The sequence below is a fragment of the Zobellia galactanivorans genome, from assembly GCF_000973105.1.
Lineage (GTDB): Bacteria > Bacteroidota > Bacteroidia > Flavobacteriales > Flavobacteriaceae > Zobellia > Zobellia galactanivorans.
Genome location: NC_015844.1, coordinates 1014609 through 1038297 on the forward strand (window position 1 = coordinate 1014609; position 23689 = coordinate 1038297).

Sequence of the window (23689 nt, forward strand, 5' to 3'; positions counted from 1 at the left end):
CCCCACCTTCAACAAACCATGATTTTCAAGATTTTGGCTCCAAAAAACTAAAAATCCCAGCAATGCCAACTGATCAAAAACTTGACAAATAAGCTACCGCCTTCATAAAAAATCATTTGTTGTATCGTTTTGATCATTTACTATTTGAAGCAACCCCCCTTTCATTTAGATTTGGTAACACACCCATGGGTTGAACCTACCTAAATCTATTACATATGTCCATAAAACAGAATTATCGTTTCTCCTTTTTATTCTTATTCCTAATAGGTATAAGCTCTTTTGCCAGAGACATCTACGTAGCCAAAAACGGCGACGACACCAACCCGGGCACTTTGGAGAGCCCGTACTTGACCATTTCAAAAGCAGCGAGCGAAGCGGTTGCAGGCGACATCGTATATATCAGGGCCGGCACCTACGAGGAGACATTGACCCCTGCGAATTCCGGAAGCCCTGGTCAGCCCATTGTCTTTCAATCGTATCCCGGGGAAAAAGTCATTATTTCGGCCATGGATGCCTTATCCGGTTGGACGCAAGACAGTGGCCCTATTTACAAAACCACCATTTCCTTCCCTTCCCTAGGCCAAGAAAATTTTATCATGAACGATGCTACCGCATTGGACCTGGCCCGATGGCCAAATAAAACGGACGACGACCCCTTTGCCTTGGGAACTATCCGAAATACCGGAGGAAGCAGTGGCGATGTCATCAATGGGGCCTATTTGACAGAATCCACAATTCCGGGTATTGACTGGACCGGTGGCGCACTTTGGTTCTGTGGTGATAAGGGCGGTAGCGGTTGGCTCGCCTGGAAAAGAAAAATTACGGGCAGCTCTGCCGGTAGGGTCAATTTTAATCACACCACCACGAACAACGAGACTTGGGTGCGAACCTTTCATGCCCCGGCTGATTTGGGCGATTTTTATCTAGAAGGAGTCAAAGACGCCCTAGACTATCAAAATGAATGGTACTTCGATGAAAGTACAAGCACCCTATACGTTCAGCTTCCCGGAGGCAAAGCCCCGGTCGATGGCAAGGTGAAGATGAGACGCCGTCTGGAAACCATCAACCTAAAAGACAAAAAATACATCGAAATACGGAATTTGGCCGTATTTGGCGGCAGCATCAATATGGAGGACAGCTCCACTTGGTGGGCCTCCAATGCCAATAGCAAAACCACGAACAACCTCCTCTACGGCGTAACTTCCCTTTACGGCAACCATACCCAAGGGATTACCGATAGCTCACGTACCAACAATGCCAATGTACATGTACAAGGCTCGAACAATAGAGTTGAAAAATGCGAAATCGCATTTAACGCAGGGGCCGGATTGGTGGTAAGGGGAAACAACCAACAAATTATAGACAACTATATACATGACTGTAACTTTCTAGGTTCCTACGATGGCCCATTGGTAATCAGGGGCATAAAGAACAGTTTAGTAAAGAACAATACGGTATTCAGGGGAGGACGGGACGCCGTACAGTACAATGGCTCCGACAACGAGTTTTCCTATAACGATATCTCCCGAAGCAACTTGATCGCCGATGATTGCGCCCTTTTCTATACGGTAGGAGCACAATACACAACGGAAATCCACCATAACTGGTTTCACGATACCGCTTCCGGCGGCACAAAATACAAAGCTGCCGGAATTTACCTAGACAACAATGCAGCGGGCTTTGTCGTCCACCATAATGTAGTCTGGAATACCGAATGGACCAGCGTACAGATCAATTGGAACGGAACGGATATCGATATTTTCAACAATACCCTTTGGAACGGTTCCGCAGTAATGGGAGCATGGCATAAAGATGGAACGGCCTTCTCTAACGTTCGGGTTTGGAACAATCTAGGAAGCGATACCAATTGGGAGCCGCAGTCGGACAAACAGAATAATTTAACCGTCACTTCCGAAGTGTTCGTAAACGCCGCCAATGGCGATTTCAAACTAAAGAGCGGAGCTTCACCCATTGACCAAGGGAAGGGTATTCCGGGTATAACCGACGGCTTTACGGGCGACCACCCCGATGTCGGGGCCTACGAAAACGGAGGTGAGCAATGGATCGCAGGTATTACCTGGCAGCCGCTATATGGGGCTGCAGGCCTAGGCTGTTACGGATTGCCCGGGGAAGACTGTATCGCCTTCGACCCTAATGATGACGACAATGACGGCGTAGCCAATGCCGATGACGAATGCCCCGAAACTCCCTTAGGAAGTACCGTAAACACCAAGGGCTGTAAAATATTCAGTCTTGCCGCCGATAATTTTAAGGTGAAGGGAACCGATGAATCATGCAGCAGCAGTAATGATGGAACGATTTCCATACATTCAAAAGATAGCTCACTTCAGTTTAAGGGAAAAATAAAGGAGACCGGAGCAGAAAAGGATTTTACTTCAGATGCCTTGTTCGGGCAGTTGGGCGCCGGTGACTACACCCTGTGCATTACCACGCCCTCCGATGCCAACTTCGAGCAATGCTTTGTTATATCGATAGACGAGCCCGAAGACCTATCCGTAACATCAAAGGTCGACAATAGCACAAATCAACTTACCTTAAGCTTGAAAGGGGCCACCAACTATAGCATTGACCTAAACGGGGTGGTTACCCATACTACCGAAGATGAAATTACACTTGACCTATCGAAAGGCCAGAACAAACTTTCCGTTAAGGCAGATAAGCTTTGCCAGGGCGAGTATAGTGAAATCATCAGCGTTTTTGACGGCGTCACCGTGTTTCCGAACAAGGTAAAAGACCAACTGAACGTTGCCTTCTCCCACAAGCTTGATTCCTTGGTCACCCTTGAACTGATTTCGGCAACGGGCAAGGTCATTCTAAGCAAAACCGAATCGGTCGTGAACCAGATTACGACCCTAGACACCTCCAATCTAAGTTCGGGCGTTTATTTCCTGAACATCACAGCTACAAATATCAAATCCCAAGCCAAAATTGTCAAACAATGAGACCCAATACCTATATTCGATCAAGCCTATTCCTTCTTCTTATCGCCTTTTGCAGTTGTAGCAGTAGCGATGACGGAGCTAAAGACCCTACGCCCCAAGAAAGCCTACCGCCCGAAGCCTCGGTTTTGGTTTTTCCGAAGAAAGATGAAGAATGTAACCAAGGCGACATCATCTCCGCCACCCAAAGCAAAGTAACTTTTAAATGGAAGGCTTCGGACCATACGGACAGTTATACCTTGGTGCTAAAAAACCTAGAAACCAACGAAACGAGCGAAAACGATACTTCGACCAATTCGCTTGCCCTGACCATTTTGAGAAATACGCCCTATTCTTGGAACATTATTTCAAAATCTGACGAAACGGCCACGACCGCAACTAGCGAAACCTGGAAGTTTTACAATGCCGGCGAAGGAAATGAAAATTATGCCCCCTTTCCAGCGGAGGCCGTAGCCCCGACCATGGGGGCCAGTGTGAGCCAACCCCTAACCCTAAGTTGGAAAGGGAGTGATGTTGACAACGATATCGCTTCCTACGATATATACCTAGGTACCGACAATCCACCGACCACCTTACATGCAAGCACCTCGGATTCAGAAATAGATGACATTGCGCTCAATCCTGCCACCGTTTACTATTGGAGGGTAGTCACTACCGACGAAAATGGTTCCTGTTCCCAATCGCCGGTCTTTGAGTTCAAAACCAAATAAACCCAATTCCAAGGCATAAAAAAACCAAAGTCAAAAGCTTTGGTTTTTTTATTTACAGAAATCTTATTCGTCCTTAGGCCAGTGCCTGCGAAATATCGGCGATAATGTCGTCTATATGCTCAAGCCCCACCGATACGCGTACCATTCCGTCCGTAACGCCCGTTTCTGCACGCTCTTCTACCGAGAGTTTGCTATGAGTTGTTGACGCCGGATGTGTTACAATACTACGTGCATCGCCCAAATTGGCCGAAAGCGATAGCATTTTTATAGAGTCGAAAAACTTCTGGCCGGCTTCCAATCCGCCTTTTACCTCAAAAGCTACGACACAGCCACCGGCTTTCATCTGCTTCTTGGCTATTTCATATTTGGGATGCGACTTTAAAAACGGATATTTTACCCAATTGACCTTTTCGTTGCCTTCTAAAAACTCGGCTAATTTCAGTGCATTTTCACAATGGCGATCCACCCTTACGGCCAAGGTTTCCAAACTTTTGGAAAGTACCCAGGCATTGAAGGGAGATAGGGCCGGACCTGTAATTCTTGAAAAGCGGTAGACCTTATCGATCAATTCCTTCTTTCCTACGGTAACGCCGGCCAATACACGACCTTGTCCGTCCATTAATTTCGTTCCGGAGTGGATGACCAAATCGGCCCCGAACTTGATCGGTTGTTGTAAATAGGGCGAAGCAAAACAATTGTCGATCACCAAAATCAGATTATGCTTTTTGGCAATCTTTCCTAAAGCTTCCAAGTCGAGGATGTCTACCCCAGGATTGGTCGGTGATTCCGCATAGATAATTTTGGTCTTTGGCGTAATCAAAGCCTCTATCCCATCTAAATCATCAATCTTAAAATAGCTGTGATCAATATTCCATTTAGGAAAAAAATTCGTGAACAACGAATGCGTCGACCCAAAAATACTCCGCGCCGACAATACATGGTCACCACTATCCAAAAGGGCCGCCAAAGTAGAGAATACCGCTGCCATACCCGAAGCAAAAGCAAATCCGTTTTCAGCTCCTTCCATCTGACATACCTTCTCTATAAACTCAGAGGTATTCGGATTGGAATAGCGCGAATAAACATTACGTTCTTTCTCTTCGGCAAACGAAGCGCGCATATCTTCCGCATCTTCAAATACAAAACTCGAAGTCATGTACATCGGCACCGAATGCTCCAAATTTTTAGTGCGTTCCAATTGCGTTCTGATAGCGTTCGTTTCAAATTTATTTTCCATATGCATATAATTTGCTGAAAGCGGACTTTCTCTATTATTTATATCCTTTTTCTGCTATTCGTAAAATATCGCCAAAAACACCCCTTGCCGTAACGGCTGCACCTGCACCCGCCCCTTGAATCACTAATGGATTTTCGCCATATGACTCGGTATAGATCTCTATAATGGAATCGGATCCTTTTACCTGTCCCAAGGCACTTTCTTTGGGCACCGATATGAGTTTGACGTCCAAAATACCCTTCTCTTCCTGAAGATTACCGTGCAAATCGCCCACATACCGCAGTACATGGCCGGGCTTTTGGTTCTTTTTAATTTCGTTGAACTTGGCATCTACCAAATCGAGATGGTCCAAGAAATGCTGTACATCGCCATCCCTCAACTCTTCGGGAATCAAGTTTTCAATGTTTACATCGGAAAACTCGTTGCGTAGATCGAGTTCCCTGGCAAGGATCAACAATTTTCGGCCCACATCGTTACCCGATAGGTCTTCGCGGGGATCCGGCTCGGTAAAGCCACTTTTCATTGCCGTCCTTAAAATATTGGAAAAGGGTTCCTCGCTCTCTGAAAAGGTATTGAAGATATAACTCAAGGAACCTGAGAACACCCCTTTGATACCGGTAATGTTTTCACCCGAAAGGTGTAACAAACGTATGGTATCGATCAAAGGAAGGCCTGCCCCCACATTGGTTTCGTACAAATATTGTTTCTGGTGCTTATCCAACTCATCGCGCAACAACTGGTAGTAATCGAAACCGAGCGTATTGGCTATTTTATTGGACGACACAATATCGAAACCATTCTCTACAAACTCAAAGTAATGGGCTACAAAATCGCTATTAGCCGTATTATCGACCAAAATGAGGTTCTCTAGATGGTTTTCCTTGGCATATGCGATAACATCGCCTACCTTATATGGAGTACCCTTTTCTTCTATGGCCGTTTTCCAATTTTTAGGAATACCCTTTTTATCCAATAGGATTTTCCTCGAATTGGCCACAGCAAAAACGTTGAGGTCTATCCCCTTTCGCTTTTGAATGGTCTTGGTAGATTTCAAAATTTGGTCAATAAGCGTTCCGCCCACATTTCCATGTCCGAAAATCACCAAATTGACTTTTTTACTGATTCCGAAAATCTGTCCGTGCATTACGTTCAAGGCCTTGTTCAGGTCCGATTTTCTAAGTACCAAACTTACATTCCTGCCCGATACCGTATTATTAAATAGCAATGGGGCAATCTGGTTCTTTATCAAGGCATTGTACGGTCTATGGAAGGTACTCAAATCTTGACCTACGATAGAAATGACCGAGACCTCATCGAGTACGGTAATCATATTAATGTCCTTCGACTGGTAATCGCTTTCGAATTCCCTGTCCAAAGCCCTCTTGGCCTCTAGGGCCCGGTCGGCATTTACGACCAGGCCAATGCCTCGCTCCGAAGAGCCTTGGGAGATGATACTTACACTAATATTACTTTTCTGAAGCGCACTGAAAATACGTGCATCGACCCCAACTTTCCCTAGGAGTCCCCTACCCTCTACATTGATCAAGGATACGTTTTCAATAACCGACAAGGACTTAATACCCCCCTCTTTGGTCTTGGCACTGATCAAGGTTCCCTCATTGTCGTTATTGAAGGTATTTAAAATACGAAGGGGTATATTTTTTTCTATTAACGGAATAATGGTCTTGGCATGCAAAATGGTCGCCCCGAAATTTGCCAGTTCGTTCGCCTCTCCATAGGAAAGGTGCGAAATGCGCTTGGCATCGGATACCAAATCGGGATTAGCCGTATATATTCCGTCTACATGCGTAAAGTTTTGAAGCTCCTCCGCATTCAGGAAATTAGCGAATAGGGCCGCCGAATAATTACTGCCATTACGACCCAAAGTGGTAGTTTCCCCATTTTCATCAGAAGCGATAAAACCTGTAATAATCGGTACCGCATCGGCATCTAACTTGGCAAAACGGCGTAAAACGTTTTCTTTTGAAAGCGTTTCGTTGACCGTGGCATCCCCAAAATTAGAATCGGTTTTTATCAATTCCCTAGAATCGAGCATTACCGCATTTATCCCTTTTCCTATAAGCAGTTTGGTCACCAATTTTGCAGAAATAAGCTCCCCGAAGGCCAATAACTGGTCTTTTATCTTTAAGCTGTAATCGCCCAAAAGCGAAACCCCTTCGAGTAATTTTGCCAAATCTTTAAACTCGGCCGAAAGGTTGACATTCTTAAAGACACTCTTTTGGTACTTTTCAAAAGCCTCAAAATCTTCATAGTAATTTTCGCCCCTTGCGGCCTTTTCCAATATAGCTTCCAGTTGGTCGGTGGCCTTTTCACGGGCAGAAAGTACCACGGCAATATTTTCACCTTCTTCTACTTTTTTCGAAACAATACCCAAAACACGTTCCAATCCCTCGCCATTGGCCAGTGATTTTCCTCCAAATTTCAAAACCTTGATATGTTTTGACTTTCCATTTCTACTGAAAACCGGCTCCAGCAATTGTTCCATCTGCTCAAATTCTATCAAAAAGGCATCGTGACCGTGGAGGGAGTGCACCTCACCGTAAGTAACGTTACCATTGGCCTGTGCCAAGCGTTTAAAGGTCTCCTTGTTTTCCTTGGCCGTAAAGAACAAATCGGAATCAACCCCGATGATATGGATATTCACATCGCTGTTCTGAAGGTCGATAAAATTCTGCTCCCCGTTCCTCATGACATCTATGGTCTTGAGCAACTGGTTCATGAGCTTATAGGCCGAAAGTTGAAATCGTTCCTGTAACTTTTCCCCGTGATGCATCAACCAACTTTCCACGTTAAAAACCTGAAGTTCCTCATTGGTACTCCGCTTAAAACGCTCTTTGAAAGACTCGGGTGTACGATAACACAACATGGCGTGCATACGCGCATCGTGAACGGGCTTTTTGCTATTGACCAAAAACTGTTCTTGTATCTGGCAATTACCGATCAACCAATCCGTAGATTTCCAGTCCGATGCAACAGGAATCACATGCTCCATGATCTTCGGGTTAAGCGCTGCCATTTCCCAGGCTATACCTCCTCCCAAAGAGCCGCCGATAAGGGCGAACAATTTGTTGATCTCAAGTTTTTGGAGGCCCAACAAGAAGATTCTTGCGATATCGCCTGCCACGAAATCCTTATAATTATCGATAACGAATTTATCGTATCCGTTCCCAGGAATATTAAAGGACAGAATGGTGTACTTATTGGTATCGATACACTTGCCTTCGCCAATAAGGGCGGACCACCAGCCATCATCACCCGTAACATTGGAGTTACCGGTCAAGGCATGGTTGACCTGCACTATGGGCGCAGTGTGCAATTCTTTCCCGAACAACTGATAGGAAAGCTCAATATCTTGAGTTACCCCACTGATCGTAGTATAGTTCGATAATTTCAAATGGTGAAGCATACGGCATATATTAGACCTCACCGGCGTTGTGCCGGCCAGGTCTTATTAATTTCTAAAAATAGTATCGGTTAAAGCGCTGCGAATGCGTTTGCCAAATCGGCTTTCAAATCTTCAATATCCTCTAGCCCCACTGACAAACGAATCAAATCTTGACCCACACCGGCGGCTTCCTGCTGCTCGGCGTTCAACTGCTGGTGCGTTGTACTGGCAGGGTGGATGATCAATGATTTTGTATCGCCAATATTGGCCAATAGGGAGAAAATCTTGGTAGCATCGGTCACTTTTTTAGCGGCCTCAAAACCACCTTTTATTCCGAAAGTCACCAAACCACTTTGTCCTTTAGGCAAATATTCTTGGGCAAGATCGTAGTATTTACTACTCTTAAGACCTGGGTAATTTACCCATGCCACTTCGTCCCTTCCTTCCAACCAGGTCGCCAATTCCAAAGCATTGGCACTGTGCTGTTTGATACGCACGTTCAAAGTCTCCAAGCCTTGTATGATCTGGAATGCGTTAAACGGACTCAAAGCCCCTCCAAAATCGCGCAATCCTTCCAAAATCAATTTAAAGGTAAAGGCCGCCGCACCTAGGGCTTCGCTATACACTAAACCATGGTAGCCCGCAGAAGGCTCGGTAAACTCAGGAAATTTTCCGTTGGTCCAATCAAACGTTCCCGCATCGATTATAGCCCCTCCTAATGAAGTACCTTGACCACCGATATATTTAGTTAAGGAATGAATCACCAAGTTGGCCCCATGCTCAATAGGGTTCAAAAGGGCCGGTGAAGCTACTGTATTATCTACTATAAAAGGAACCTGAGCCGCCTTGGCCTGTTTTGAGATTGCTTTTAAGTCAAGCACGTCTAGTTTAGGGTTGCCCAAAGATTCTACAAAGAAAGCCCTTGTATTGTCTTGCACCGCCTTACCAAAATTTTCAGGATCGGAGGCATCTACGAAAGTAGTAGTGATTCCCATCCTTGGCAAGGTAACGTTCAACAAATTGAAAGTTCCCCCATACAGACTACTAGAAGCTACAATATGATCTCCTGCCTTTAAAAGCGTCATTAATCCGGTAGAAATCGCGGAAGCCCCTGAAGCAAAAACTACAGCGCCAATACCGCCTTCAACGGCCGCCAATCGCTCTTGTAAAATTTGATTGGTAGGGTTGTTCAGACGAGTATAGATAAAACCGAGTTCGGCCAAAGAAAAAAGATTGGCAGCATGGTCGGTATCGTTAAAAACGTAGGATGACGTCTGGTAGATAGGGACTGCACGTGTTCCAGCGGTTTGCGCCGGATCGTGCCCAGCATGTAGTGCATTGGTTGCAAGTTTAAGATCACTCATAATTCTAGATTTTTAATTGTTATTTAAAATAATTAAAAGCCCAACCATAGACTACGGCCTTGTAGTTAGGTATAATATCAAAAAAGTTATAAGAAAGTAAAAGATTAGGATGAGTAATCTATTTCGTTATCTGTCCTAATAATTATTTCAGGATAGAATGTAGCACCTTCTCTGTATAAGAAACAAAGGGTTGCTAAGGTTTCAAAGGGTCTATTCCCTCCACCTTTCTTGATAACTGATCAATACGTGTTTGAACTTTTGGAAATACAAATATATGGTCGGTGAATTTAAATTCACCAACATTTTTGAAAAATTTATAAATTAAACGCCTTTTTTACCTCATCTACCCGGTCTAATTTCTCCCAGGTAAACAATTCGACTTCTTTTTCGATACGACCGTTGTAGGGCGATTCAAAAACCTTTTTGATCGTTTTAGGCGTTTTGCCCATATGTCCGTAAGCTGCCGTTTCCAAATAAATGGGGTTACGCAACTTTAGTCGTTCTTCAATGGCAAACGGACGCATGTCGAACAAGTCTTTTGTCTTGTTGGCAATCTCACCATCGCTAAGGTCAACATTAGACGTTCCGTATGTATCGATATAAATGGAAGTAGGCTCAACTACACCAATGGCATAACTCACCTGCACCAAAATTTCATCGGCCACTCCGGCCGCCACTAAATTCTTGGCGATATGGCGTGCGGCATACGCGGCACTTCGGTCTACCTTACTTGGGTCTTTTCCACTAAAAGCCCCTCCACCGTGGGCACCTTTACCCCCATAGGTATCAACAATTATTTTCCTTCCCGTAAGTCCCGTATCACCATGTGGCCCACCGATAACGAATTTGCCGGTAGGGTTGATATGGTATTTGATCTTATCGTCGAACAAATTCTGAATCGCTTCGGGCAATTGCTCTATAACCCTAGGTATCAAAATCTCCACAAGGTCTTTTTTGATCTTGTCCAACATTTTGGCATCGTCGATATCAAAAGCGTCGTGCTGCGTAGATATTACAATGGTATCGATTCGCTGGGGCACATTGTCGTCGGAATATTCTATGGTTACCTGCGACTTGGCATCTGGTCTAAGATAATCTATGATCTTACCTTCCCTACGCAACTCCGCCAAGTTTTGGAGGATCTTATGCGATATATCCAAGGCCAATGGCATGTAATTTTCGGTTTCTTTAGTCGCATAGCCGAACATCATACCTTGGTCTCCCGCTCCTTGTTGCTCTTTTTGACCACGGTCTACCCCCTGACTAATGTCTTGCGATTGCTCATGGATCAATGAAATGACCCCACAAGAATCTCCACTAAACTGGTATTCGCCCTTGGTGTAACCGATGGAATTGATCACATCCCTAGCAATGGTCTGCACGTCTAGATATGTATCGCTCTTAACCTCTCCAGCCAATACGACCTGACCTGTGGTAACCAAAGTTTCACAAGCTACCTTGCTCTCTGGGTCAAAGGCCAAAAAGTGATCTAACAAGGCATCGCTTATTTGATCGGCAACTTTATCAGGGTGTCCTTCACTAACGGATTCGGAAGTAAATAAATACGGCATAACAAACTTTTATTTTTTCGTAAAAGGATCTGAAAGGAATGCCGAAAGAAGATGATGTGAATCGAATCTACATCAACTGCTTTAGCATTTTTTTGTTTTTATCACCCTACTCAGGTTTAAAACAGAGGTTGCAATCAGTCAAATCCCTCCTCTTTAATTTAATTAGGACGCAAAAGTATAAAAAATGTTCAGTTCAAAATATTATTATCGGGTTAATTATTTCCCTAAGTTGCATATTGGGGTTTTCACGACATGCTATTCGAGCAAATTACAGATCGTATTTTATGGAGAAAAGCAAGTAACGCGGTTGCACGAAATAGGCCTGTGTCGTAAAGAACAGGTCATTGGTACTGTCTCTGTTGAGCGTAGTGGTATTTAATAGGTTGGTACCTTTAATACCATATTCCCATCGGCTATCCCTTTTCTGATAAGTCAAGTTGGCCTCTAAAAAACTATATTGGTTTTCGATGGTATTTTCCTTATCCGTGTAATTGTAGTAATCATAGTCTACGTTAAAGATAAAGTTCTTTAAAAAAGTGGCATCGAAACGGGCATAGGGCCTGCTCGTAAAATAAGTAGTCTCCAAATCACCGTTTTCATAATTGTTTACGGTATACCTGTACCCTACTTCCAAATTGGGGGCATTCTTAAAATTGGTAGATAAGGCTCCCCTATAGTTCTGGGTAAAAGCATTCGACATGCGTTGCTCATTGCTCACCAAGTTATAGGTAGTCGACCACGCCACATTACCCCTTACCGAAGCTTTTATCTTCCCGAAGGTACGCTCATAATTGCCGCTGGCGGACAATGACTCGTCTTCAAAATTGGAATTGATCGTAGTACTCACCCTGTTTATCCCGATAATATCGGCACTACTCTTTAGGGCGTCTATTCGCTTTGTATAGGCTATGTTCGCGAAAATATTGGTGAAATTGAACATATTGAAGCTAAAGAAATTTAGCGAAAGGTTATGGTTAAGGGCACTCTCCAAATCCCTATTACCACTGTAAAGCGAGTTGTAGTTATTGAGCACATAGCCTTGTGCAAATTTGCTCACATCGGTAAAGGATCGGGTAACGCGGTAGTTAAACCGGATATTTTCCGACTTCTTCAACTGTGCATTGATATACACATCGGGCAATAATGAAGTAAGATTGTCTTCCACCACGGTGTTCAATTGCTCATTTTTCACATTGAACTGATGCAAGGTCACCCCTGGATTAAAGGTGAAAATTCCCGAAATAACCTTATAATGAAATCCTAAATACAGATCGGAAACATTAAAGGTAACATCGTTCCCAAACGCCTCTCCGCTCATATCGAAGCTTTCCCCATTATCTAAAATCTGAAAGATTCCCGAGTTAAAATTCTGGTGGCTTTGCGTGGTTCCCAAGGTTAAATTCAGATTGCTTTTGGTGCCGAGTACATAGTAATAATCAACCTTGGCATCTACTTTATTCGTCACCACATTTTTGGCCTGATTTATATTGTACCCCTCTTGCCCTTCATCTACCGGGAATATATCAACGTAGGCAAATTCATTTCGGATAGCCTCGTAAAAGGGGTCCTCGTCTTGGTACATATGTTGTGCCTCTACGGCAAAAATATTCTTTTCGTTCAGCGTATAATAGAGATTGAGGTTTTGGTTTACGGCTAAAGGCTTTTGTTTTTTTACCTCTGAAATTTCATCGGTTATATCGGATACCGAAAGCACATCTACCTTTTCATTATCGTCCGATTGTTTCAAAAGGGCATCGTAATCGAACTGAAAATCGGCATTGGGTTTATATCGGGCACTGAATTTTGCCAAACCTAGATGTACGGTCTGATCTGTATTGGTGGTCGCATTTTCTACATCGTTACTGGCTATATAGGCCGTATTTCGTTGTGACTTCATCAAGGTCCCCGTATACGAGTAAATTCCGAAACCGCTCAAATCTAAACTCTCCGTTGGGGAATAGCTAAAATTGGCTGCGGCAAACTTGGTATCTATATCGTTGGCCCTATTGTTTTGGGCCGTAGAAAGACCGAGCCCATCGGCACCTGTGGCAATTGAACTGCCTCCCCTTGCATTTATGTTCCTAAAGCCCCCGGTAAAATTCCTATAGTCGTTTCGTGTAAACGGAACTTCCCCCAAGTTATTCAGGTCGGTAATAATATTGATGCTGTATTTAGGACTATAATAGAACAACTTCGGGTGGGCCAAATACCTATCATCAGGCCCGTAGCCTGCGGTTAGTTCGCCAAACCAAAAGTTCTTTTTACCCTCTTTCAACCTTATGTTCAAGGCCACGTTATCATCGTCATTGGTAAGTCCCTTCATTTGCGACACCTCGTTAAAATTCCGCAGTACCTCAACCTTACTAAGGGCATTTGCCGGAATATTCTCAACGGCCAATTTAGAGTCTCCATCAAAAAAATCCTTCCCTTCTACCATCACCTTGCTTACGGTCTTCCCCTCTACCTCTATCTGCCCATCATCGTTGATCTCGATCCCAGGAAGGTTTTCAAGCACATCTTTTAGCTTCTTCTCGGTTCCCGAAACAAAGGAGTCGGTATCATATACAATAGTATCGCCTTTGACCGATACGGGCATTTCATAGGTTACCTCAACCTCATCCAATTGATTGGCCTGTTCGTGCATGACGATGTCTTTTACCGCATCAACATCACTGGCAGTAAACGTAAACGACTCCGTTTTAAACCCAAGATAACTAACTTTTACGGTATATTGATGACCCGATTTCAGCTTCAACTTATACAGTCCCGCATGATTGGTAATACCGTAAGACTCCAAGCCCTTGGTCTCGGTATTAATAGCGATAACATTGGCCATATCGACACCGGTACCCAAACTATCCTTAACCATACCGGTAAGCGCAATTTCTTGGGCCCAGCTAGCGGCTGCCACGCTAAGGAATACGACAAACAACAATATATTCTTCATTATCAATGAATTAGATGCAACAAGTATTTCTAAAATAAAAAAGGGAGACGACCATTACGATCGGCCGTTTCGTCCTCCACCCCTTCTGTTTCTGAAGTTTTCACGCATCTCTTTCATTTTCTTCTTCGAGATTTCGTCGTATTCCTCTTGGGTTACTTTTTTGCCTTTGGTCGGGGCCTTTATAGTGACTTTCTCCGATGGATTCAGGGTAATCTGCGAACAAACTATAGTCGTAATGTCATCGCTTACGGCCAAGATAAGCCCTGGAAGGCCCCAATAGGATGAAGGACCTTGATTGACCGGTATTTCAGGGGTATACCAAGCTACGATTTCGACTTCCTTTTCTACGAATTCCTCATTCTTTTCGCCCTCGTCTTTTTTGTCTCCTTCCTTACCATCGTTCGGACGGCGGAAAATAGCCCGCATATTGGGGCGTTTTATGGTTTTTAAAGCTGTTGCCTTAAATGCCGTATAGTTTCCTATTTGCTTGGTTTCGCTTCCCAATTTCCAATCGAGTTTCTCGAGTGTATCGTCGATCAAGAATATCTTTCCGAACAAATCGTTTTTTACCAGATACCGTTCTTCCTTTATATTCTTGTACAGGTCACCACCAGAATTGGAAAAAGCTCCAAAACGTGGACCCCTTCCGCCTTCCCTGCCTCCAGGTTGCTCCAACTGCTCTTCTTCCTTATAAATAGATTCGATCTGATTGAAATTGAGCTCGTATGTTTTTTCATTGGCTCTTTTCATCCGTTCCAAGATTTCCTTCTTACGGTCTTCCGGTATTTTTCGGTTGCCGAAATCCATATTCACTTGGGTTTTACTCAAATATGTTGCTTTCCCCTGAAAATCCTGTGCGTATGAACTTGTGCAGAAAAAGACAAGAACCATTGCTATTGACCATGTATATTTCATCATAATAACGTGTTAGAATACTTTTAAGACTATGATTGACGCATATGGTTTAATCTGAATTTCAAAAGAAAAGGGATTTCTTATACAACTTTTTTCCACTGTACTTAAAATATGTTTTTACTTCATATACTTATCTTGTATCTTGTACCTTCTAATTTTAGTAAAAACGACAACACAACCATTAATTCATTTATCTCTATGCACATAGCAGTTGCCGGAAACATCGGTGCAGGAAAAACGACACTAACTAGGTTACTTGCAAAACATTACAACTGGGAAGCCAATTTTGAAGATGTTGTAGACAACCCGTATCTAGACGATTTTTACAATCAAATGGAGCGTTGGAGTTTCAACCTTCAGATTTATTTTTTGAACACGAGGTATCGTCAAATTCTTCAAATTAGGGAAAGTGGCAAAGAAATCATTCAAGATCGGACCATTTACGAGGATGCCTATATTTTTGCCCCTAACTTGCACGCTATGGGCCTTATGACCAATAGGGATTTTGAAAATTACCAAAGTCTCTTTGAATTGATGGAAAGCTTGGTTCAGCCTCCAGACCTCCTTATCTATTTGAGAAGCTCTATTCCTAATTTGGTAAAACAGATCCACAAAAGAGGGCGTGAATACGAGAACAGTATTTCCATAGACTACCTAAGCCGCCTCAACGAACGGTACGAAGCCTGGATCCATGGTTACAAAAAGGGCAACCTATTAATTGTAGACGTAGATAATTTAGATTTCGTAGACCAACCGGAAGATTTAGGCACGATCCTGAATATGATCGACGCAGAGATCAACGGCTTGTTTTAGGGCAATATCACTTTATAAAACCGTTTTCCTTGGCATGGGCAATGGCGCTTTCACTGTTTTCGACCAATAATACGGGAGTGGTCTCGTAGGCTTTGAACAGCCCCCGCACCCTTTCCATTTTCCCCTTATGGGCTACACTCCTTAAGTAGATTGCGCTTATCTGTTCAGGATATAGCTCCGCAATTTCCTTATAGATATCGGCATCGTGCTCACCGCTATCGCCGATCAGGATAAACTTGAGTTTGGGATAAGTCTTAAGGATATTGAGGATTTCCTTTTGTTTTTGAGGTTTTTCGCCCACTGACCGAAGGCTTTCCAGCTTTGGAAAATTTCGCAAAAGAATCGGCCCCTTGGGAAAATTGTTCTTTTGAAGAAAAAGCTCAAGATAGCGATACAGGTTCCATGGGCTATGGCTCACGTAAAAAATAGGATTGGCCGCCGTGCCCGAGCCTCCCCTATGCAAAAGGTTATACAATTCTGAAGCCCCTTTGAGGGGTGTACGCTTACCCGGGCGTTTAAAAAGGGTATTGACCACTACTTTCCACTTTAATGAAGACACCACTCCCGTATGTAAAATGGTATCGTCGATATCACTGATTACCCCAAACTCAGCTGTGGCCGAAGGAATCAATAATTCACCGGGAAAGCGGTTTTGGTGAAGGATCTCCCTTCGAAGGGCATGGTCATCATACGAAACCTCATACTGCAACCATCCTTCCCCATTGGTAAGTGGGCGTAAATTTTCAATGGACTCGTCAAAGAGGTAATAGCCCCTTGCATCGGTTTTTCCAACAAGCACCCTACCGTCTGAAAGCTTCACCCTCACTGGGGTGTTTCTGATTTCATCGGTTTCAAACCGCTTATAACTGTTCCAAATCAAATTGAAGAAACCCTTTTTCGACAAATCTATTTCTTCATCCTCCAAGGCCCGACCACGCGCATAAAAATGCGAATCGGCACCATAACCCTGAAAAGCGATGATCTGTAACTTGTCTTTCTTCCCGAATAAACCCATAGGGTCAAATATACTTAAATATAGCATTTCAATTGCCCTCCGAACAAATCGCCCCACACCCAAAAGTAGCGTTCACGCATTGGAAAGGATACTTCACTCATTTTCGGTTTTTACTATAGGTATCGCGATGTAGGTTTGGGTATGTTTAACCTGTCCTTCGTTGAAAGACATAAAATCCATACCCTATGAAACCCAAGAAAAACCCACAAAAGGACCTTAACGGAAAACGGCCTATTTACTTTTTATTCGGACTACTGTTCGCACTTATGTTGACCCTAGCCGCATTTGAATGGAAGACCTACGACCGTACCTACGACTACGACACTTCGATGAATATTGAGGACGAACTCACAGAAGAACTGCCAATTTTGGTCGAGTTTAAAACGCCGCCCCCTCCCAAGCAAATTCAAGCCCCCCCGATTATCGAGATAATCGATGATGACGAGGAGGACATAGAAGACGTAATCGAATCTACCGAAACGGACCAAGAAGAAAAGATATTGGATGTATCGGATATAGAGGTAATGGAGACGGATGAGCCCGAGGAATTTTCATTTATGGTCATTGAAGACGTTCCCGTTTTTCCCGGATGCGAAAAAGCAAAAGACAAACGTGCCTGCTTTCAAACCATGATGAACAAGCATATCGCCAAGAATTTCAGGTATCCGGAGTCCGCTCAAGAAATGGGCATACAAGGCAGGGTAAACATTATGTTCGTCATTCAAAAAGACGGCAGCATCGACAACATACAGTTGCGGGGACCGGACAAAAGCCTTGAAAAGGAAGCGAAAAGAATTATTGACAAACTACCCCGTATGGAGCCCGGAAAACAACGAGGCACACCGGTCAGGGTACCCTTCAGTATTCCAATCGTTTTCAAACTACAATAAAAAAATCAAAAAAAAGGGACCCCATAAAAAGGTCCCTTTTTCATTCAAATGGGTTTGGTTACTTTCGGATATCGACCTTTTCTATGGTGATTTCCTTTTCTTTTCCTTTGCTCGATTCCACCTTCTTTTCAAAAGCGATCAATTGATTTTTAACAGCGGATTCAGTACCCGTAAAAACTTCCTCTTGCAAGAACTTTTCACCGTTTACCACCGTTGTATAAGCTATTGTTGCTTCGGCCGTATCCATATCAAGGGCACTCATCTCGATCTTGATTTCCTTTTCTTGATCAAGCACGGCCACTCCCGTAGAACTTATAGCAATACTCGGAGCGATAACCAAGGCCACCACCGACATTAACTTTAAGAGAATGTTCAACGAGGGTCCCGAAGTATCTTTAAACGGATCACCGACAGTATCCCCTACAACCGCTGCTTTATGTGCATCGGTACCTTTGCGACCTTCCGATTCTATCATTTTCTTGGCATTGTCCCATGCACCACCGGCATTCGACTGAAAGATTGCCATAAGCACCCCACAGGTAGTTACACCAGCCAAAAGCCCTCCTAGCATTTCCGCCCCACCAATAAAACCAACGGCTACAGGAACCGCAATGGCCAACAAGCCAGGCAATACCATTTCCTTTATCGATGCCTTAGTAGAAATATCCACACATTTATCATATTCCGCATAACCATCTGCAGCATCAAATATGGCCCTTTGTTCCGGGGTTGCCTTTGACATATCGGAATCGACCTCCCTCATGACCTGTAAGGCCGCCTTCAACTGTGGAATATCCCTAAACTGACGTCTTACCTCTTCAATCATGGCCATGGCCGCACGACCCACCGCGTTCATCGACAAGGCCGAAAAAACGAAGGGCAGCATACCTCCGACCAATAGACCGGCCATAACGGTCGGTTTTGAAACGTCGATAGCGGATACATTGGCCACCTTCATAAAGGCCGAAAACAAAGCCAAGGCCGTCAAGGCCGCGGAAGCAATGGCAAAACCCTTACCTATGGCCGCAGTAGTGTTACCAACGGCATCTAATTTATCGGTACGCTCACGAACTTCCGAAGGCAATTCGGCCATTTCCGCAATACCACCGGCATTATCGGAAATAGGTCCGTAAGCATCGACCGCCAACTGAATACCCGTATTGGCCAACATACCTACTGCCGCAATGGCAATACCGTATAATCCCGCAAAATGGAAAGACACTATAATAGCTATGGCAATCAATAAAATAGGAATCATGGTAGACATCATTCCGACGCCAAGACCTGCAATAATGTTCGTTGCCGCCCCGGTCTCCGACTGTCTAACGATGGAATTCACCGGTTTTGTACCGGTTCCCGTATAGTATTCCGTGATTTTCCCAACACCTAGACCAGCAACCAGACCGGCCAAAGTGGCCCAGAAAATTCCCATGGCCCCACTTGGAAGTCCCTCTACACTCTCAGGAATCAAAGCGTTTATAATAAAATATGAGGCCACCACCATAAGACCGGCAGAACCAAATTCACCGATATTCAAGGCTGTCTGTGGGTTTCCACCATCTTTTACCCTTACAAAAAAGGTTCCGATAATAGACATAATAATACCGACAGCCGCAAGAACCAATGGCAGGTAAACGGCACCCAAGCCCTCAAAATCGGGCGTAATTATAAAGGCACCCAAAACCATGGTTCCGATAATGGACCCAACATAAGATTCAAATAAATCGGCACCCATACCGGCAACGTCACCAACATTGTCACCAACATTATCCGCAATGGTTGCAGGATTCAACGGGTGATCCTCAGGAATACCTGCCTCTACCTTACCTACCAAATCGGCCCCAACATCTGCAGCCTTGGTATAAATACCTCCGCCCACACGGGCAAAAAGGGCAATGGAAGAAGCCCCTAGGGAAAATCCGGAGAGCACGTTCAGGACCAAGCCCAAATTATCGGCCCCGGGCCAAATGCTTTGATATATCATAAAAAGACCACTGAGCCCCAAGACGCCAAGACCCACAACGCCAAGACCCATTACGGCCCCTCCTGCAAAGGCTACCTCTAGCGCCTTACCTAACGATGTACGTGCGGCCTGTGTAGTTCTTACATTGGCCTTAGTAGCGACCTTCATACCTATAAAGCCAGCCAAGGCCGAACAAATGGCCCCAACAATAAACGATACGGCCACCATACCATTCGAACCTTCTTCGTTACTCCCTTTAAAATAGAGGAGTACTGCTACGGCCAATACAAAAATTGCTAGAATCTTGTATTCTGCCTTCAAGAAAGACATGGCTCCGTCAGCAATATTCTTCGCGATGCGCGCCATCTTGGCGTCACCTACGTCTTGTTTGCCTACCCATAAGTTCTTGACAAAAACGAACACTAGCGCCAGTATTCCAAATACAGGCAAAAATTTCACTACTAAATCCATTCGAGAAGTTATTTAAAATTCCTAATGTCTACTAAAGTAATGAAATTGATCTTATAAAAAAAAGCCTTTTTTATTGCTAAAAAAGGCTTTTTAAATCGTGATAATTATTTATATCGTAAAAGTGCGTTTCTTCTTTAAATCGCTCTCATCATAACGTTGTACACATTCATGGTAGATTTTGACGGCCTCTTCGGCATCGCCCCATCCACCGGTATCGACTTTCTTCTTTTCCAAATCTTTATACACCTTAAAGAAATGCTCGATTTCCTTTAAACGGTGTGGATTCAAATCACTGATATCATGATTATTACTCCATATCGGGTCAGAAACAGGTACACAGATAATTTTTTCATCCGGGCCCTTTTCATCGGTCATATGAAAAACACCGATCGGCCTTACCTCCATAACCACCATAGGATAGGTAGGTTCGGCGCCCATGACCAAAACATCTAGTGGATCTTTGTCCAATGCTAAAGTCTCTGGGATGAAACCATAATCTCCAGGATACATCATGGATGAGAAAAGCATACGGTCAAAACGTATCTTATGCAATGCAAAATCGTACTCGTATTTGTTTCTACTTCCTTTTGGAATCTCTATTAAAACATCAAAAGTTATATCAGCTTTTTTTCCCATTTTTTTGGTTTATTTTACAGCTGCGAAGGTACAAAAATGCTCACGTGCCACCCTTGAAATATTGAAAAAACATCGGGTTTTCCTATAAATATTAGAATATTTGAATTCTAGCCTGCTTCCTTTCCCGAATACGAATCAACGGACACCAAACCCTAAGCAATTCGAAATGAACAAACTACAAAAAATCGACAGTATTTGGAGCTTTATTTAGAAATCAAAGCCAAAGGTTCCTGTGATACTAAAAGGACGGGCATCGGGCGCATCTAGGTAATTGCCCCTAAAATTAAAATCTATCCTTAGGATTTTGAATATGTTTCCGATCCCAAAAGAATACTCATAATAGATTTTCTCCGACGGAGCCCGTAGCGGGGTATTTATCGTTGCCGGCATACTCAAGGCGATATTCTCATCTGACAAATCGCCCCAAACACCCCTAAGACCGATAATTTCACGCAAATTCAATTTTCTCAATAACGGCACCCTTGAAAAGAGGCGCCCGTTAAAATTGTGCTGCAGGTGCAAGGCCACATAGGTATCGGTTACGAACTCGTAAAAATCGAGGTTAGGAAAGGTTCCGTAGTTCGAGAAAAAAGTCTGGTTCCCCGGCACCACATTGAGCAGCCCCAAAGGCACCGTATTGAATGTCTTACCCATTTCCAAGGTCGAGAACAAGCGGCCAAAGCCTCCAATTTGCCAAGGCTGGCTATAAGAGAACTGTAATTTGCTATAGCTAAAATCACTATCAAAAACGACATCTACACCCTTGGTATAGCTCAACAGCAAAGTACTGTAATCATCGTTCATACCTTTCCGTTCCACCCCATATCCAATAGTTCTTTTACCGGGCGTATAGATCATCAATGCATTAAAATCGAACTGTCGTATCTCTGAGGAAACCCCGGTCGGCGAGTCGGGATCTATGTAGTCTAGACTAAAATCATCGGGCAGGGCCGAACTTAGGGTGCGAAACGTTCCCCCTATCCCAAACCTTACGTTGGTAATAGGCTCCATCTCTATATTGAACTTACTCAAATTAATGTTGGTCAAGCGGTTATTGGCCCCTACGGTCACCAATGACGACGAGGCAATACTACGCCCGAGCACATCGTTCGTAGCGGTCAGGCTCACCCCTAGCTGCTCTATGTCACGCCGATTACCGCCCGAGACAATAAGCCTGTTCTTTCTGTCGAGCAATATTTTTCCCGAAACACCGTGTTTAAACTTTTGGTCGGTAAAACCATAGGCCGTATAACCCTCTACCCTCCAAAGGTCGTTCTCCCCAAAATAAGAACGGGCACCGATACGCAAACGGGGGCCTTCGGCCTGGTTGTATCCAAAAACATCGTAGACCGAGCCTATATCCATATTCCATTTATCGATCTCTACATAGCCACTGCCCAAAATACTGACCAAATTATAATACGACTTAAACTTAGGTACGGTCTTGAGGGTATCGAGCAATTGATATATCCCTTTTTCATCTTTGTTCAAGGTCTCCAAGCGGTTGTTCTGCCAAAAGGTAGAATCGCGATTCAAGACCACGGGATCGTACGGATTGCTTTCTTGCTTGTAAAATTCCTTCGGCTTTTCTTGATCAAAGACGTAGTCGTCAAAGACCGTTGTACGTTTTCCGTACATGCCCCGCGATTCTTCCTTTTTCTGAAAACTGAAATCGCTCATCATATAATCGCGCTTCAAGAGAAAAACGGAATCGTTGACCACCTCGAAATCTTGCTCTATATATATTTCCTTTACCCAATTGATATTGGCACTTTTGGTAACCTCAAGATTGATGTTTTTGATGGCATAGGTAGTATCGTTCACCCAAAAGTCCCCCTTAAAGGTAAGTTCGTTCTTGCGCCTTGGATAATACACGATATTATAACACCATTTGTTATCGATAAATGCACTATCCCGTAGGGCATAATTATACGTATCTACACCAGTTCTCGATAGTGGACTAGTAAAGCTCTTATCGAAAAATTTCAGGTAATTATCGTAAATATCATATTCTTGATAGAGATCGGCCACAAAGGCTATTATCGCCTGGTTGTTATCAAATCCGGAATTTTTGTTTCCTAAAATATCTTCTTTTTCCTCATCTAGAAGATTATCGCCATAGACCTTACTAAAGGTCTCGTTCAAGAAAATAGGCAAATAGGTTTTACCCGTTATACGCGAAGTATCGAGGTCATCAAACACAAATTCAAGTCCTTTGAAGATCTTTTTCTTCATCAAGGCACTGTCAATGGTATTGAGGTCGAACTCTACTTTCTCATATTTCTTAAAAGCGTACTGTTTGAACTTTCGGAGTCCGTTCTCACGTTTCTTAGCCCATATTTTCTTGAGAATTTCTACCGCGGGATTGTTTTTCTTCGGCTGCTTTCCGCCAACAAGTACGATTTCGTCCAATTGCTGGGCAGCTTCCTTCAGTTTGACCTTCATGTCATAAGTCACCTTCGCAGTCAAAGGGATTTCCACGTTTTCATAGCCAATAAAGGAAACCACGAGGGTCTTATGGCTACCGTCCGATTCCATATAGAAATGGCCGTTATCATCGGTAATCGTTCCCTCGTAAGAATCTTTAAAGAGAAGATTGGCAAAGGCGACCGGTCGATCATCTTCATCTACAACAACGCCTCCTACCTTGGTCTGTGCACTGGCAACAGAAGTAACAAGCAACAGTATGGCTAAAAGAATGTTTTTCATTTATAATGTTGTTCTCGGCACTATATAGACAAATAACGTACCAGAAAAGAATATATTAGCAAAACCCAATAGTTTTACCCAT

At 43.7% G+C, this 23689-nt stretch carries 14 protein-coding genes and 1 riboswitch; of the genes, 4 read left to right on the forward strand and 10 right to left on the reverse strand.

Annotated features, from left to right (window positions below):
- The first annotated feature begins 215 nt into the window (after positions 1-215).
- Both ZOBGAL_RS04025 and ZOBGAL_RS04030 read left to right on the forward strand, forming a co-directional pair.
- Complete coding sequence (locus ZOBGAL_RS04025; RefSeq protein ID WP_013992228.1) at positions 216-2963, forward strand: T9SS type A sorting domain-containing protein; 2748 nt, start codon at positions 216-218, stop codon at positions 2961-2963.
- On the forward strand, positions 2960-3670 hold the full coding sequence (locus ZOBGAL_RS04030; protein WP_013992229.1) for a fibronectin type III: 711 nt from the start codon (positions 2960-2962) through the stop codon (positions 3668-3670). The genes ZOBGAL_RS04025 and ZOBGAL_RS04030 overlap by 4 nt, the downstream gene beginning before the upstream one ends.
- A 73-nt stretch (positions 3671-3743) precedes the next feature.
- Here ZOBGAL_RS04030 and ZOBGAL_RS04035 read toward each other — a convergent pair whose 3' ends face one another.
- The 6 genes from ZOBGAL_RS04035 to ZOBGAL_RS04060 form a co-directional block, all read right to left on the reverse strand.
- Positions 3744-4907: a trans-sulfuration enzyme family protein gene (locus ZOBGAL_RS04035; RefSeq protein WP_046287327.1), complete on the reverse strand. Its 1164-nt coding sequence runs from the start codon at positions 4905-4907 to the stop codon at positions 3744-3746.
- Positions 4908-4941: 34 nt separating this feature from the next.
- Complete coding sequence (gene thrA / locus ZOBGAL_RS04040; protein ID WP_013992231.1) at positions 4942-8334, reverse strand: bifunctional aspartate kinase/homoserine dehydrogenase I; 3393 nt, start codon at positions 8332-8334, stop codon at positions 4942-4944.
- A gap of 68 nt (positions 8335-8402) precedes the next feature.
- The gene (locus ZOBGAL_RS04045; protein WP_013992232.1) at positions 8403-9677 is read right to left on the reverse strand and encodes an O-acetylhomoserine aminocarboxypropyltransferase/cysteine synthase family protein; all 1275 of its coding nucleotides are present in this window, start codon (positions 9675-9677) and stop codon (positions 8403-8405) included.
- Between the two features lie 123 nt (positions 9678-9800).
- Positions 9801-9915, reverse strand: a riboswitch (SAM riboswitch).
- Positions 9916-9991: 76 nt separating this feature from the next.
- Positions 9992-11248, reverse strand: coding sequence for a methionine adenosyltransferase (metK, locus tag ZOBGAL_RS04050; RefSeq protein WP_013992233.1), 1257 nt, complete (start codon positions 11246-11248; stop codon positions 9992-9994).
- A gap of 268 nt (positions 11249-11516) precedes the next feature.
- Positions 11517-14195: a carboxypeptidase-like regulatory domain-containing protein gene (locus tag ZOBGAL_RS04055; RefSeq protein ID WP_013992234.1), complete on the reverse strand. Its 2679-nt coding sequence runs from the start codon at positions 14193-14195 to the stop codon at positions 11517-11519.
- Between the two features lie 54 nt (positions 14196-14249).
- A complete protein-coding gene (locus ZOBGAL_RS04060; protein WP_013992235.1) occupies positions 14250-15113 on the reverse strand; it encodes a GLPGLI family protein in 864 nt (287 codons plus the stop codon).
- A 195-nt stretch (positions 15114-15308) separates the two neighbouring features.
- Between ZOBGAL_RS04060 and ZOBGAL_RS04065 the strand changes: the two genes are divergently transcribed.
- On the forward strand, positions 15309-15923 hold the full coding sequence (locus ZOBGAL_RS04065) for a deoxynucleoside kinase (protein WP_046287740.1): 615 nt from the start codon (positions 15309-15311) through the stop codon (positions 15921-15923).
- A 7-nt stretch (positions 15924-15930) separates the two neighbouring features.
- On the opposite strand, the gene ZOBGAL_RS04070 is transcribed toward ZOBGAL_RS04065, so the two are convergent.
- Positions 15931-16938: an App1 family protein gene (locus ZOBGAL_RS04070; protein WP_013992237.1), complete on the reverse strand. Its 1008-nt coding sequence runs from the start codon at positions 16936-16938 to the stop codon at positions 15931-15933.
- Between the two features lie 185 nt (positions 16939-17123).
- Between ZOBGAL_RS04070 and ZOBGAL_RS04075 the strand changes: the two genes are divergently transcribed.
- Entirely contained in the window at positions 17124-17828 is a 705-nt protein-coding gene (locus tag ZOBGAL_RS04075) for an energy transducer TonB (protein ID WP_013992238.1), read from the forward strand.
- Positions 17829-17886: 58 nt separating this feature from the next.
- On the opposite strand, the gene ZOBGAL_RS04080 is transcribed toward ZOBGAL_RS04075, so the two are convergent.
- The 3 genes from ZOBGAL_RS04080 to ZOBGAL_RS04090 all read right to left on the reverse strand — a co-directional run bounded on the left by ZOBGAL_RS04080 (position 17887) and on the right by ZOBGAL_RS04090 (position 23607).
- A complete protein-coding gene (locus ZOBGAL_RS04080) occupies positions 17887-20262 on the reverse strand; it encodes a sodium-translocating pyrophosphatase (RefSeq protein ID WP_013992239.1) in 2376 nt (791 codons plus the stop codon).
- A gap of 108 nt (positions 20263-20370) precedes the next feature.
- Positions 20371-20898 carry an inorganic diphosphatase gene (locus ZOBGAL_RS04085; protein ID WP_013992240.1) on the reverse strand — a complete coding sequence of 176 codons (528 nt, stop codon included), beginning with the start codon at positions 20896-20898 and terminating at the stop codon, positions 20371-20373.
- A gap of 207 nt (positions 20899-21105) precedes the next feature.
- Entirely contained in the window at positions 21106-23607 is a 2502-nt protein-coding gene (locus ZOBGAL_RS04090) for a DUF5686 family protein (protein ID WP_013992241.1), read from the reverse strand.
- Positions 23608-23689 lie beyond the last annotated feature (82 nt).

Excerpts from the sequence above, each read along its gene's own strand:
- ZOBGAL_RS04025 (WP_013992228.1), top strand. The coding sequence starts at position 216 with ATGTCCATAAAACAGAATTATCGTTTCTCCTTTTTATTCTTATTCCTA.
- ZOBGAL_RS04030 (WP_013992229.1), top strand. The coding sequence starts at position 2,960 with ATGAGACCCAATACCTATATTCGATCAAGCCTATTCCTTCTTCTTATC.
- ZOBGAL_RS04035 (WP_046287327.1), bottom strand. The coding sequence starts at position 4,907 with ATGGAAAATAAATTTGAAACGAACGCTATCAGAACGCAATTGGAACGC.
- thrA (WP_013992231.1), bottom strand. The coding sequence starts at position 8,334 with ATGCTTCACCATTTGAAATTATCGAACTATACTACGATCAGTGGGGTA.
- ZOBGAL_RS04045 (WP_013992232.1), bottom strand. The coding sequence starts at position 9,677 with ATGAGTGATCTTAAACTTGCAACCAATGCACTACATGCTGGGCACGAT.
- metK (WP_013992233.1), bottom strand. The coding sequence starts at position 11,248 with ATGCCGTATTTATTTACTTCCGAATCCGTTAGTGAAGGACACCCTGAT.
- ZOBGAL_RS04055 (WP_013992234.1), bottom strand. The coding sequence starts at position 14,195 with ATGAAGAATATATTGTTGTTTGTCGTATTCCTTAGCGTGGCAGCCGCT.
- ZOBGAL_RS04060 (WP_013992235.1), bottom strand. The coding sequence starts at position 15,113 with ATGATGAAATATACATGGTCAATAGCAATGGTTCTTGTCTTTTTCTGC.
- ZOBGAL_RS04065 (WP_046287740.1), top strand. The coding sequence starts at position 15,309 with ATGCACATAGCAGTTGCCGGAAACATCGGTGCAGGAAAAACGACACTA.
- ZOBGAL_RS04070 (WP_013992237.1), bottom strand. The coding sequence starts at position 16,938 with ATGGGTTTATTCGGGAAGAAAGACAAGTTACAGATCATCGCTTTTCAG.
- ZOBGAL_RS04075 (WP_013992238.1), top strand. The coding sequence starts at position 17,124 with ATGAAACCCAAGAAAAACCCACAAAAGGACCTTAACGGAAAACGGCCT.
- ZOBGAL_RS04080 (WP_013992239.1), bottom strand. The coding sequence starts at position 20,262 with ATGGATTTAGTAGTGAAATTTTTGCCTGTATTTGGAATACTGGCGCTA.
- ZOBGAL_RS04085 (WP_013992240.1), bottom strand. The coding sequence starts at position 20,898 with ATGGGAAAAAAAGCTGATATAACTTTTGATGTTTTAATAGAGATTCCA.
- ZOBGAL_RS04090 (WP_013992241.1), bottom strand. The coding sequence starts at position 23,607 with ATGAAAAACATTCTTTTAGCCATACTGTTGCTTGTTACTTCTGTTGCC.